The organism is Geodermatophilus sp. SYSU D00766, from assembly GCF_054049915.1.
On sequence record NZ_JBJGYI010000004.1, the window covers coordinates 128,536 to 141,648 of the forward strand.

Sequence of the window (13,113 nt, forward strand, 5' to 3'; positions counted from 1 at the left end):
GGAGGATCCCGCGGCCATGAGCGCCGACGTCCCGGCCGCCGCGCAGCGCCGGCCCCTCACCGTCCTGCAGTCCTTCCCCGAGCCGCGGGAGACGACGAACCCCTACGTCGTGATGCTGCGGGACGCCCTGGCCGCCGTGCCCGGCACGCGGGTGCTCACCTTCTCCTGGCGGCGGGCCCTGACCGCCCGCTACGACGCCTTCCACGCCCACTGGCCGGAGATCCTCGTCGACGGCAACGGCCCGCTGAAGAAGCTCGTCCGCCAGGCGCTGTTCGTGCTCCTCCTGCTCCGCCTCCGGGTCACCCGCGTGCCGCTGGTGCGCACGGTGCACAACCTCGAGCTGCCCGAGGGCATCTCCCGGCGCGAGCGGGTGCTGCTGCGGTGGGCCGAGCGGGTCACCGCGTCGCGGATCCGGATCAACGACAGCACCGAGCTCGACGCCGGCACGCCCGTGGAGACGATCGTGCACGGCCACTACCGCGACTGGTACGCCGCACACCCGCGCCGGGACCGCCGCCCCGGCCGGCTCGCCTTCGTCGGGCAGGTGCGCCGCTACAAGGGCGTCGACCGGCTGGTGGAGGCCTTCGGCGAGACGACCGACCAGGAGCTGAGTCTGCGCATCGCCGGCCGGCCGACGTCCGACGGGCTGGCCGAGCGGCTGCGGGAGGCGGCGGCGGCCGACCCCCGGATCAGCCTGTCCCTGGGCTTCGTCCCCGACGCCGACCTGGTCGGTGAGATCACCGGCGCCGAGCTCGTGGTGCTGCCCTACCGCGAGATGCACAACTCCGGCGGGGCGCTGGCGGCGCTGTCCCTCGACACCCCGGTCCTCGTGCCGGACAACGCGGTCAACCGCCGGCTGGCCGAGGAGGTCGGGGCCGGCTGGGTGCACACCTACACGCCGCCGCTGACCGGCGCGCACCTGACCGGCACGCTCGCCCGGCTGCGCGCGCAGCCCCCGGCGACCGCGCCGGACCTGTCCCGGCGGGAGTGGGACGACGCCGGGCGCGCCCACGTGGCCGCCTACCGGCGGGCGCGGGCGGCCCTGCGCCGCTGAGACCCCGGCGGGGCCGGGGGACCTCAGCGGACGAAGCGGGCCTCGCGGACGGCGGCGCCCTCGGCCAGGACCTCGCCCAGCGACCGGGCGCGCAGCCCGTCGGCCGCGTACCCGGCGAGCACCTCGCGGACCAGCCGGCCCTTGTCCAGCACCGGCGCCGGGCCGTCGTCGGCGCCGTCCTCGGGGCCGGCGAAGCCGTCGTGCGCGAGCACGACCGCCCCGCGGTGCAGCCCCTCCCGGGCCTTCGCCAGGCGCCGCTCGTGCGGCACGTCCCGCCAGTCCCAGGTGGTCGGCCCCCACAGCACCGGGGTCAGCCCGGCGCCGGTGACCGCGCGCCAGGTCCGCGGCGTCTGCCGCCCGTTGGGCGGGCGGTGCCAGCGGACGGCGCGGCCGAGGGCGTCCTCGAGCTCGGCGCGGCCGGCGCGCAGCAGCGGCCCGACCTCGTGCGCCGGCAGCGTGGGCAGCGGGCGGTGGTCGACGCCGTGCAGCGCCACCTCGTGGCCGGCCGCGACGACCTCGTCGAACAGCGAGCGGTACCGGCGCACCCGGGTCAGGAGCACGAAGAAGGTGGCGGTGGCGCCGGCGTCGGCCAGCGCGGCGAGCACCCGGTCGGTGCCGCCGGGCTCCGGGCCGTCGTCGAAGGTCAGCGCCACCGACGGCGCCGCCGTCCGGACCGACACGATCGACCCGGCGACGGGGCCGGCGGCCCGGCGCGCCAGCGTCAGCGCGCGGCGCCGCGCGGCCAGGAGGGTGGCGCTCACCGGGGGGCGACCCGGCCCAGGCGCCACCTGCGCCCGTCGCGGGCGTACTCCTCGTAGACGACGCCGAGCGCGCCGCCGGCCATGCCGAGGCCGCGGAAGAGCGCGCGGGCCCCGCGGGCCTGGTGGGTCGCCGAGCCGGTCCCCCGGCCCAGGACCCAGCGGGCCCCTCCGCCGCCGATCCGGACCAGCCCGCGCACCAGGCCGCGGGCGCGGATCCGGAGCCGGGCGGCGGTGCCGGCGGTGAGCCGCAGCTCGGTCAGCACCGTGGCGTTGCCGTGGCTCCAGGCGCGGGTGAGCACCCAGCGGCGGGTCGTCCGCTCGGCCGGCACGCGGTCGACCGCGGCCGACTCGTCGCACCAGACCATGCGGGCGCCCGCGTGCGCCAGCGAGCGGCTGAACAGCGTGTCCTCCCCGCCGGCCAGGCCCAGGGCCGACTCGAAGCGGGTACCCGCGGCGCGGACCTGGTCGAGGTCGAGCAGCAGGTTGCCGGTGGCAGCCACGTCGATCGCGGTGCCCGTGGGCATCCGGCGGCGGACGAAGAAGCGGCCGGCGAGGATCCAGGGGTCGACCGGACCGGGGTACTCGGCCAGGATCCGCCCCGACACCGCGGCGGCGCCGGAGTCCTCCCAGGTGGTCAGCAGCGCGGCCAGCCAGTGCTCGCAGGGCCGCTCGTCGTCGTCGATGAAGGCGAGCAGCCGCGACCCGGCGGCCTCGTCGAGTGCCCGGTTGCGCACCGCGGCGATGCCCGGCCGGGGCTCGACGACGGCGCGGACGCCGGGGACGGCCGCCGCGAGCGCGGCACCGGTCCCGGCGGGGTCGTTGTCGACGACCAGCACCTCCGCGGCGTACCGGCCGCCGGCGGTCACCTCGGCCACGTGCTCGAGCAGCCGCGGCAGCAGGTCGCGCAGCTCGTCCGGGCGCCGGAACGTCGGGACGGCGACGGTGACCCGCACGCCGCCCGGGTCGGGCAGGCCGGAGGTCGAGGTCACCGGGGTCGTGGCGGTCACGCCCCGCATCCCATCACCGGGGAGCCGGCGCGCGCCTCACCCCGACGGGCGGGGATGAGGGGCCGCGGACCAGCGCGGCGAGGGCGATCGCCGCGCCCTCGAGGCTGCCCCGGACCGCGGCGGCCAGCGGGCGGGGCGAGTGCACGAGCTGACGGCGGCCGCCGCGCAGCAGGATCTCCCAGCTGACCCGCGGCGTGCGCAGCAGCCAGCCGAGCAGCTGCCGGCGGGACAGGTTGCGCGCCGCGAACACCAGGCGGTTGCGGCAGTTGTAGCGGTAGTAGAGGTCGGACTTGGCCTCGCCCCGGCGCTCCCCCTGCGTGCCGCCCTCGTCGTGGACGGCGACGAGGTCGGTGCGGACGACGAGCGAGCCGCCGGCGGCCAGCGCGCGGTGGCTGAGGTCGACGTCCTCCCAGTACAGGAAGTAGCCCTCGTCGTAGCCACCGCCGAGCCGGTCGGCCATCTCCGCCGACACGACCAGGCAGGCCCCGGTCAGCCAGTCCTCGACCGGCCCGCGCGAGCGGGTGGGGCTGTGCGGCGCGCCGGTGCGGCCGTCCCGCAGGCCCAGCGTCGAGCCGGCGAAGACCGTCGTCCCGGCCGAGTCGACGATGCGCGGGGCGATGACCGCGAGCGGGTCGGCCAGGCTGGCCACGCGCAGCTCCTCGAGCACCGCGGGGGTCACCGAGGCGTCGGGGTTCAGGCAGCAGAAGGTGGCGCAGCCGAGCTCGCGGGCCCGGGCGAACCCGGCGTTGGTGGCCGCGCCGAACCCGCGGTTGTCCGGGAGCGCCACCAGCTCCCAGCCGTGCTCGGCGGCCAGCGCGGTGACCGCGGCGCGCTCGGCGTCGGTGCTGTGGTTGTCCACCACCACGACGCGCACGTGCGGGCCGAGCGGCCCGGCCGCCGCCAGGTTCCGGCGCAGCAGCGCGCTGGAGCCGTAGTTGACGACGACCAGGCCCAGCCCCTCCGGGCCGCCGCGGGGAGCGGCGGCCCGGAGGCGGAGGGTGTTCTCCGGTGACACGACGGCGGTGTCGGTCACGGTGCGGCCGGTGCCGTGCCGGCCTCGCCGACCCAGAGCTGGTCGAACCGGACGGCGGTGGGGGCGGTGGCGGAGGCCGACACGTACTGGTCGAGCAGGACCGTGCCGGCGCGCTGCAGCACCGCGGCGTCGTCGGTGCGGACCAGCGCCCAGGCCGCCGGCTCGGCGGTGCCGGTGGTCCACGCCTTGACCCGCAGGGTGGTGGTGCCGGTGCCGGCGCTCTCGAACCGGACGGTCAGCGACGTGCCGGGCTTGTAGCCGCCGGGCAGCAGGTAGCCGCCCAGGATCGTCTCCTGGTCGTCCACCGTCCGGACCAGCATGACCTCGACCTGGCCGTCGGCACGGAACCGCAGCTTGGCCCGGTAGTCGGTGAGGCCGACCGTGCGGGTGGCCAGGCCGACGTAGACGCCGCCCCCGGTGGGTGCCTGCGGCAGCGTCAGCGCCACCTGCACCGCGACGTCCTGGCGGGAGAGCTGCGTCAGGGCGGCCGTGTTCGACTGCGCGGCCGGGACCAGCAGCTGGCCCTGCCCGCCGGCGACGGAGGCGTTGGCCGCCGGGCCGCCGATGACCCACGGGCCGCCGGTGTCGGCCGTGCCCCACCCGCCGGTGACCTGGCGCTCGAAGGCGTCGGCGGCCAGCGGCGTGCCGGGCTGCGGGCCGGTGGGCGGCGCGGTGACGGTCACCGACCGGGTGGTGGTCCCGGTCAGGCCCGCGGCGTCGGTCACGGTCAGCCGCACCGTGTAGGTGCCCGCCGCGGCGTAGGTGTGCGACGCGGTCGCCCCGGTGGCGGTGCCGCCGTCACCGAAGTCCCAGGCGTGCCCGGTCACCGCGGCGTCGTCGGTCGAGCCCGACCCGTCGACGGCCACGGTCAGGCCCGAGGGCGTGGCGGTGAAGGCCGCCACCGGCGCCTGGTTCTGCGGCGGCTGCGCGGCCGTCACGGTCACCGACCGGGTGGTGGTGCCGGTCAGACCCGCGGCGTCGGTCACGGTCAGCCGCACCGTGTAGGTGCCCGCCGCGGCGTAGGTGTGCGACGCGGACGCCCCGGTCGCGGTGCCGCCGTCACCGAAGTCCCAGGCGTACCCGGTCACCGCGGCGTCGTCGGTGGAGCCCGACCCGTCCACGGCCACGGTCAGGCCCGAGGGCGTGGCGGTGAAGGCCGCCACCGGCGCCTGGTTCTGCGGCGTCGGCGAGGGGCTGGTCGTGCCGGCCGGGTCGACCCGCAGGTCGTCCACGCGGACCACCGAGGTGGCCGTCGCGCTGCCGGAGACGTAGGTCTCGAGCCCGACCGCACCCGGGCGCTGCAGGGCCGCGGTGTCGTCGGTCCGGGTCAGGCCCCAGGCCGTCGGCTCGGCCGTGCCGGCCCGCCACACCTTGACCTGGGCGGTCGTGGTGCCCGTGCCGCTGGTCTCGAAGCGGACCGTGAGCGGGGTGCCGGCGCTGTAGCCGCCGGCCAGGAGGTAGCCGCCCAGGATCGTCTCCGTGTCGTCGACCATCCGGACGAGCATGACCTCGACCTGGCCGTCGGCGCGGTAGCGCATCTTGACCCGGTAGTCGGTGAGCCCGACCTGGCGGTTGGCGAAGCTGACGTAGGTGCCGCCGCCGGTGGCGAGCTGCGGCAGCGTCACGGTCGCCTGCACGACGACGTCGGTCCGGTTGACCGCGGGCAGCACCGCCTTCGTGCCCTGGCCGCGGGCGCCGCTGAGCTGGCCGGCACCGCCGGTCACCGACGTCGTGCCGGACGTGGTCCACGCCCCGCCGACCTCGGCCGTCCCCCAGCCGGAGGCGACCTCGCGGCCGAAGGCGTCGGCCGCGATCGGCGTGCCGGGCTGCGGGCCGGTGGGCGGCGCGGTGACGGTCACCGACCGGGTGGTGGTCCCGGTCAGGCCCGCGGCGTCGGACACCGTCAGCCGCACCGTGTAGGTGCCCGCCGCGGCGTAGGTGTGCGACGCGGACGCCCCGGTGGCGGTGCCGCCGTCACCGAAGTCCCAGGCGTACCCGGTCACCGCGGCGTCGTCGGTCGAGCCCGACCCGTCCACGGCCACGGTCAGCTGCGTCGGGGTCGCGGTGAACGCCGCCACCGGCGCCTGGTTGGGCACCTCGACCACCGCGCCGGCCGGCTCGGCCCGCAGGTCGTCGACGCGGACCACCGAGGCGGCCGTCGCGCTGCCGGAGACGTAGGTCTCCAGCGAGAGCGCGCCCGGGCGCTGCAGCGTCGCGGTGTCGTCGGTCCGGGTCACGCCCCAGGCCGTCGGCTCGGCCGTGCCGGACCGCCACACCTTGACCTTGAGGGTCGTCGGCGCGCCGCCGCTGGTCTCGAACCGCACCGTCAGCGGGGTGCCCGCGGCGTAGCCGCCGGGCAGCTGGTAGCCGCCGAGGACGGTCTCGGTGTCGGCCACCGTGCGGGCGAGCATGACCTCGACCTGCCCGTCGGAGCGGTACCGCAGCTTGACCCGGTAGTCGTTGAGGCCGACCTTCTGCGTCACCAGGCTGACGTAGGTGCCGCCGCCGGTGGCCAGTGAGGGCAGCGTCAGGGCCGCCTGCACCGCCACGTCGGTGCGGTTGACGGCCGGCAGCACCGCCGAGGTGCTCTGGCCCGGGGCGCCGCTGAGCCGGCCGGCACCGCCGGTCACCGACGCGGAACCCGTCGTCGTCCAGGCGCCGCCCCGCTCGGCGGTCCCCCAGCCGGAGGCCACCTCCCGGCCGAAGGAGTCGGCCGCGACGGAGCCGGGGCCGGTCGGGGCCGCGGTCACGGTGACGGTCCGGGTGGTCGTGGCCGTCAGGCCGCCACCGTCGGTGACGGTCAGCCGCACCGTGTAGGTGCCCGGCGCCGCGTAGGTGTGCGACGCGGTCACCCCGGTGGCGGTGGCGCCGTTGCCGAAGTCCCACGCGTAGGAGCGGAGGACGCCCTCGGGGTCGGTGGAGCCGGCGGCGTCGACCCGCGCGGTGAGGTCGGCGACCTGGGTGGTGAAGGACGCGGTCGGGGCCTGGTTCTGGCCGCGGCCGAGGGCGGTGTGGGTGGACACCTGCTGCAGCGAGAGCGCGGTGGGGTACACGGCGACCTCGTCGATGCGGCCGTTGAACCACGCGGCGCCGCCGGGGGTCCAGCCGTTCATGTTGTCCCCACCGATCCGCCAGTAGCCGGTGAACTGCTGGGCGCGGAAGGAGCCGGCCTTCGTCCCGACGAGGGCGCCGTCGACGTACAGGGAGACGCCCGCGGGGCTCATGGTGCCGACCACGTGGTGCCAGCGGCCGTCGTTGTAGGCGGTCGGGCTGGTGACCAGCTGCAGGGCGCCGTTCCAGATGCCGAAGGTCACCCGGCCGGCCGTGTCCATGTAGACCTGCCGGTCGTAGAGGCCGCTCAGGCCGCTGGTGCGGTCACCGAACCCGATGATCTTGCCGCCGGCGGTCGAGGTGGTCTGGAACCACGCCTCCACGCTGAAGACCTGCGGGGACGGCACGGCCGTGCCGGTGGACGCCGAGCCCGAGGAGGTGCCGTTGAAGGCCGACGCCGTGTTCGCGTCGCCCTGGATGGCGCCGGCCGCCTGCCGGGTCACGCCGCCGCCGACGGTGAGGTCGCGGGGCCCTGCGTAGTCGTAGGCGATGTTGCCGGAGGCCTCACCGAGGTACCAGTGGTCCAGGGCGCCGTCGGCCGCGACCGCGCGGGCGTAGGCGCGGTTCGCGCCGCTGCTGGCGGCGGGCACCGTGGCCGTGACCCAGGAGGAGGTGAGCCGGTTGCCGGCGGGGTCGCCGACCGTCACCAGCCAGCGGTGCGAGCCCGCCGCGGCGCCGGTGTCCACGCAGCCGAAGGTCGGCAGGTCCCACCAGCGCGTCGGCCGGGTCGCCTCGCAGACCGGCGCGGACGTGTCGGTGTCCCGGTACACGCGGTAGGTCAGGTTCTCGTTGTCGCGGTCGGTCACCGACGGCCAGTTCAGCCGGACGGCGCCGGGCACCATGGTGGGGGTCAGCGTGAAGGGCCGACTGGTGGCCGGGCCGACCGTCTTGGGCGCCAGGGCCGGGACGGCGAAGCGGACGAGGCCCTGCTGGCCGACGCCGTTCACCACGGGGAACTCGCCGCCGTAGACGACGTAGTCGCCGTTGCCGCTGACCGACCAGCCGGCCTGGAACTGGCCGGTGAAGGTGCCGGCCTGGAAGGCCGGGTCCCACGGGAGGAGGGAGGGGGCGGGCTGCCCGACCAGCCGGGTGTTGTTGCGCAGCTCGCTGATGCGCTGCACCGTCCCGGTCGCCGCCACGGAGACCGCGTTGCCGAACATGTGCACGCGGTCGGGCGTCTGCTCGGGGAAGCCGCCGATGTTGGCGCAGTCGTGGGCGTGCGAGGCCGTGTAGACGGCGCCGCCGGACACGTGCACGGAGTAGTGGTCACCGCGGCAGTCGGCGAACCAGACCGGCGTGCCGCCGTCGGCCCGCGCGGCGAAGGTGCCCTCGAGGTTGCCCGTGCCGAAGTAGTCGTAGCCGGTGCCGTAGACCACGCCGTTGGCGACCGTGAGGCTGTTGATCGCCCCGTTGGGCCCGTTGTTGGTGACCAGCTGGTTGACGGCGAAGGGCCGGGTGGCGCCGGTGGAGGTGTTCAGGGCACCGACGCCGGTGGCCGCCTGGCCGTTGAGGGTGTTGAACCGGCCGGCGACGACCAGCTGGTCGGCGCCGGTGAGCACCATCGCCATGACGTGGTTGCTCGTCCCGGTGTTGGGGCCCGGCTGCGGGGCCCAGGTGAGCAGGGCGCCGGTGGCGGCGCTCACCGCGGCCAGGCGGGTGCGGGCGACCGAGCCCACGGCGGTCACGCTGCCGCCGAAGTACACCGTCGAGTTCGACGCGGCGATGGCCATGACCTGGCCGGAGACGGCCGGCCGGAACTCGGACACCAGCTGGCCGGTGGTGGTGCTGAAGGCGGCGATCCGGCTGCGGACCTGGCCGTTGACCCGGCCGAAGTCGCCGCCGACGTAGATGCGCGAGCCGTCGGGCGAGGCGGTGATCGCCAGGACCTGGCCGTCGAGCGACGGCGCGAAGGAGGAGATGAGCTCCCCGGTGCGGATGTCGTAGGCCAGCAGGTAGCTGCGGGGGGTCTCCAACGTGCCCGGGGCGGCACCGGCGGGGCGGGCCCGGGTGAAGTCACCGCCGACGTAGACGGTGTTGCCCACGACCGCCTGGGCCCAGACGACGCCGTTGATCTGCACGGTGGGCAGCGCGTCGGCCGTCACGGTGGCCGGGGTGGCGGGGGCGGCCGGGTTCAGCGGCGCCCAGTCCGCGCGGGCGGTGCCGGGGACCACCCCGCCCAGGACACCGGCGAGGAGCAGGGTCGCGAGGAGGCCGGCGAGGAGTGCCCGCGGCGAGGCGGCCGTGCGTGCTGACATGAGTGGGTCCCCCGTGTGTCGCGTGGAGCGCATGGCCGTCCTCGGGCCAGGCGGATGAACACTAAGCGTGACGATGAGATGGCCCCATCCCCCGATACGGCGACAACGGCGCAGGAAACGGCCAGGCGGGAGCCGATCTTCATCACCGTGGGTGATGGATGCGGGAACGTCGACCAGGGCCCCGGCCGGAGCCGGGACCCGGGTCGGACGTCGGGCGGAGGGGCCTCAGGCGGCCGGGCCGGTGAAGACCATGAAGGGTGCGCCGGCGCGGTAGCCGACGGAGACCGTGACGGGGTCGCGGTCGTCCGGCGGGACGCGGAACACGTAGACCCCCTGCGCGGTCGCCCCCGGCTCGACCGAGCCCGCGAACGGCGCCTGCGACGGGTCGTCGAGCGGGGACGCCGGCACCGCGTCGGCGCCGTGGGTCAGGTCGACCGCGACGCCGCCGAGGTCGACCGCCTCGGGCGTGCCGTTGGTGATGCGCACGGTCACCCGCAGGGCCGGCCCGGACACGTTGCCCCGGCCCGCGCCGACGCCGTCGACGGCCTCGATCGAGGAGACCGTGGCGGTGACGCCGTCCCCGGCGTCGGCCGGCTGGTCGAGCGGGACCGGCGGCAGGCCGGGCGGCAGCTCGTCGACGACGGGCTGCGCGTCCTCGGTGGGCGCGCTGGCCTCCGCCCCGGGGACGGTGGCCTCCAGCGACGGCTCGGCCGCCGTCGTCGCCGACGACGGCGCGGCGGCGGACCCGCCCGGGTCCTCCCCGTCCCCGGTCCCGCCCCCGCGCACCAGCAGCACCACGGCGACGACGGCGACGAGCACCACCGCGGCCAGGGCGAGCACCAGCCGCCTGGGCGACGACGCCGCCGGACGCGGCTCCTTCTCCGACACTGCGGTTCCCCCTCCTCCGCGCTCCCGCGGGAGCGCCTCCTGCCGTCCCCGGCTCACTGCTGGGCCGCCGGGAGGTGCTCGTCGTGTCCCCAGTGCCGTGACCGCGCCGGCGGGTGCAGCGGCACCACGTCGGCGGTCGGCGTCGCGGTGCCCGGCCGGCCGGCCGGTGCGTCCGCGTCGGTCGGGGTGCGCCGGCCGCTGGGCCGCCGGCGGGGCACGTCGCGCGCGGCGAGGCGCCGGGCGAGCCGCTCGTAGCCGTCGGCGACCTCGTCCCAGTCGTAGCGCCGGGCGAGGACGCGGGCGCGCTCGCCGGCCCGGCGGGTGCCCTCGGGGTCGGCCTCGACGGCGGCCAGCTGCCGGGCGACGTCCTGCGGCGTGCGGAAGAAGCGGCCCGAGTCGCGGACCACCTCGCGGTTGAAGTCGACGTCGAAGGCGGTGACCGCCGCGCCGGCGCCGATCGCGCGCAGCAGCGAGGGGTTGGTGCCGCCCACGGAGTGCCCGTGCAGGTAGGTGGCGCAGTGGGCGTAGAGCTGGTCGAGCAGCTCCTGGTCCCAGACGCCACCGAGGAAGCGGACCCGCTCGTCGGCCAGCGCGTGCACCCGGCGGGTGTACTCGTCGGCGTAGGGCGCCGAGCCGACCACGACCAGCGGCTTGGTGGCCCCGCTGGCGGCGTAGCCCTCGACGATGACGTCGATGTGGTTCTCCGGCTCGAACCGGGCCACGACCAGGTGGTAGCCGCCGGGCTCGAGGCCGACCCGGGCCAGCTCGTCCGCGCCGGGCGCGATGAGCGGGGCGCCGTAGGTGAGCAGCGTCGTCGGGGCGGCGAAGGCCTCGCGGTAGTACTCCGCGATGCCCTCGGCGTCGGCGATGAGCACGTCCGACCAGCGGACCGCCAGCGACTCGGCGACGCGGTAGTACCGGCGCCCCACCGGGCCCCACTTGGCCCGCCGCCACTCCAGGCCGTCGACGTGGGTGGCGACGGGGATCCGGGCGGCGCGCAGGGCCGGCAGCAGCGGCGCGTTGGCCGCGTTGAAGACGATGGCGGCGTCGGTGCGGTGGGCGAGCAGGTGGCGCACCGACAGGGCGGTGTGGCTGAGGGTCTCCAGCGACCGGCGGCGCGCGGCGGGCAGGTGCACCAGTTCCATGCCGAGGTGCTCGGCCGGGGGCTCCTCCTGCGCGCCGGGCGGAGTGCGGCAGTAGACGACGACGCGGTGGCCGCGGTCGGCGAGCCGGCGGCCCACCTCCTCGACCGCGGTCTCGAAGCCGCCGTAGCGCGCCGGCACCCCGCGGGTGCCCACGAGGGCGATGCTCACGCGGTCGGTGCTCGAGCGGTCCATCGGTCCGTCCTCCTGTCGGTGCCACGGCGGTCGGCCGGCTCCACGCACGGGGCGCGGATCGACGCTAGGGAGCTGCGGGGTCGCGCCTCCTCCCCCGCCGGGGTGGGCCGGGGGTGAGAGGAGGGGGAGGCCGGTGCGGCTAGTAGGCGCCGGAGCGGCTGAGCACCGCGCGGAAGGTCTTGACGAGGATCAGCGTGTCGAGGGCCAGCGACCAGTTCTCGACGTAGCGCAGGTCGAGGCGGACCGACTCCTCCCACGACAGGTCGCTGCGGCCGGAGATCTGCCACAGGCCGGTGAGGCCGGGGCGGACCAGCAGCCGCCGGCTGACCGAGGAGTCGTAGCGGGCGACCTCGCGCGGCAGCGGCGGCCGCGGCCCGACGAGGGACATCGAGCCCCCGAGCACGTTGAGCAGCTGCGGCAGCTCGTCGAGGGACAGCCGGCGCAGCCAGCGGCCGACGCGGGTGACCCGCGGGTCGGTGCGCATCTTGAACAGCAGCCCGTCGGAGATGTTCTCCGCCTGCAGCGCCTCCACCTGGCGGTCGGCGTCGACCACCATGCTGCGGAACTTCAGCATCGTGAAGCGGCGGCCGTTCACCCCGACCCGCTCCTGGCGGTAGAGCACCGGCCCGGGGCTGTCCAGCCGCACGGCCAGCGCCAGCCCCAGCAGCAGCGGGGCCAGCACGACCAGCGCCAGGGCCGCGACGGCGCGGTCGACGCCGCCCTTGACCAGCCGGCCCCAGCCGCCGAAGCGCGGCTGCTCGACCGACAGCAGGGGCAGCCCCTCGAACGGGCGGATGTGCAGCCGCGGGCCGGCGACCTCGATGAGGCCGGGCGCGACGAGCAGCTCGATGCCGGTGCCCTCCAGCTGCCAGGACAGCCGGCGCAGGTACTCGGCGGCGGTCTCGCTGGCCGAGGTGACCGCGACGGTGTCGGCGCCCAGCCGCTCGGCGGTCGCGGCGACGTCGTCGAGGCCGCTGACCGGGACGCCGAGCACCTCGGCGACGCGGGTGCGGCTCTCCGGGGTGACGCAGGCACCGACGACCTCGAGGCCGGCGTAGTTCTCGCGGGTCACGGCGGTGGCCAGCTCGACGACGGCCCCGCCACGGCCGACGACGACGACCCGCTTGGTGCAGGCACCGTTCGCGCGCAGCCGGCGCAGCGTGCACCGGGCGGCGTAGCGGCCGGCGAGGGTGAGCACGGTGAGCGCCGGCACCGCCGGCAGCACGAGCCCGCGGCTGAGCCCGAGGTCGCCGGCGAAGGCGGCGACGCTGGTCAGGGCCAGGAGCAGGAAGCCGGCCCGGCCGACCCGCCGGTACTCGTCGCTGCCGGTGCCGAACACCCGTTCCTCGTGGGCGCCGGTGGCCAGCAGCAGCAGGGGCCAGGCGAGCACGAGCGCGCCCGCGGTGAGGACGAGCGGCGAGCCGGCGACCGGGGTCACCGGCACGGCCAGCACCACGGCGGCGGTGGCCAGCGCGGCCGCGGCGAGGTCGAGGACGTGCAGCGCGGCGGAGTAGCGGCCGACCCAGCGGCGGACGGGTGGCCGCCGGACGGCCCGCAGGCCGCCGCCGGGCAACTCGGGCGCCGGCCGCGGGACCGGCAGCGCCCGCGTGGTGCTCCCCGGTCCGGATCCTCGGTGGTCCAGCAGCACGGTCTCCCCCTCGTCACTC

At 76.7% G+C, this 13,113-nt stretch carries 8 protein-coding genes; 1 reads left to right on the plus strand and 7 read right to left on the minus strand.

All coding sequences use genetic code 11. From position 1 onward, the window contains the following. The first annotated feature begins 16 nt into the window (after window positions 1-16). The gene (locus ACI8AD_RS05585; protein ID WP_456869536.1) at window positions 17-1,054 is read left to right on the plus strand and encodes a glycosyltransferase; all 1,038 of its coding nucleotides are present in this window, start codon (window positions 17-19) and stop codon (window positions 1,052-1,054) included. 23 nt (window positions 1,055-1,077) lie between these two features. On the opposite strand, the gene ACI8AD_RS05590 is transcribed toward ACI8AD_RS05585, so the two are convergent. The 7 genes from ACI8AD_RS05590 to ACI8AD_RS05620 form a co-directional block, all read right to left on the minus strand. Next, window positions 1,078-1,815: a polysaccharide deacetylase family protein gene (locus tag ACI8AD_RS05590; RefSeq protein ID WP_456869537.1), complete on the minus strand. Its 738-nt coding sequence runs from the start codon at window positions 1,813-1,815 to the stop codon at window positions 1,078-1,080. Beyond that, window positions 1,812-2,822, minus strand: a complete 1,011-nt coding sequence (locus tag ACI8AD_RS05595) for a glycosyltransferase family 2 protein (RefSeq protein ID WP_456869538.1) — start codon at window positions 2,820-2,822, stop codon at window positions 1,812-1,814. Before ACI8AD_RS05595 ends, ACI8AD_RS05590 begins: the two co-directional genes overlap by 4 nt. A gap of 13 nt (window positions 2,823-2,835) precedes the next feature. Further along, a complete protein-coding gene (locus ACI8AD_RS05600) occupies window positions 2,836-3,855 on the minus strand; it encodes a glycosyltransferase family 2 protein (protein ID WP_456869539.1) in 1,020 nt (339 codons plus the stop codon). Next, window positions 3,852-9,221 carry a PKD domain-containing protein gene (locus tag ACI8AD_RS05605; RefSeq protein ID WP_456869540.1) on the minus strand — a complete coding sequence of 1,790 codons (5,370 nt, stop codon included), beginning with the start codon at window positions 9,219-9,221 and terminating at the stop codon, window positions 3,852-3,854. Before ACI8AD_RS05605 ends, ACI8AD_RS05600 begins: the two co-directional genes overlap by 4 nt. A 225-nt stretch (window positions 9,222-9,446) precedes the next feature. Next, window positions 9,447-10,109, minus strand: coding sequence for a hypothetical protein (locus ACI8AD_RS05610; RefSeq protein ID WP_456869541.1), 663 nt, complete (start codon window positions 10,107-10,109; stop codon window positions 9,447-9,449). Between the two features lie 53 nt (window positions 10,110-10,162). Continuing rightward, window positions 10,163-11,446, minus strand: a complete 1,284-nt coding sequence (locus tag ACI8AD_RS05615; RefSeq protein WP_456869542.1) for a DUF1972 domain-containing protein — start codon at window positions 11,444-11,446, stop codon at window positions 10,163-10,165. 139 nt (window positions 11,447-11,585) lie between these two features. Then, window positions 11,586-13,094 carry a sugar transferase gene (locus tag ACI8AD_RS05620; protein WP_456869543.1) on the minus strand — a complete coding sequence of 503 codons (1,509 nt, stop codon included), beginning with the start codon at window positions 13,092-13,094 and terminating at the stop codon, window positions 11,586-11,588. Window positions 13,095-13,113 lie beyond the last annotated feature (19 nt).

Excerpts from the sequence above, each read along its gene's own strand:
- ACI8AD_RS05605 (WP_456869540.1), bottom strand. The coding sequence starts at position 9,221 with ATGTCAGCACGCACGGCCGCCTCGCCGCGGGCACTCCTCGCCGGCCTC.
- ACI8AD_RS05615 (WP_456869542.1), bottom strand. The coding sequence starts at position 11,446 with ATGGACCGCTCGAGCACCGACCGCGTGAGCATCGCCCTCGTGGGCACC.
- ACI8AD_RS05585 (WP_456869536.1), top strand. The coding sequence starts at position 17 with ATGAGCGCCGACGTCCCGGCCGCCGCGCAGCGCCGGCCCCTCACCGTC.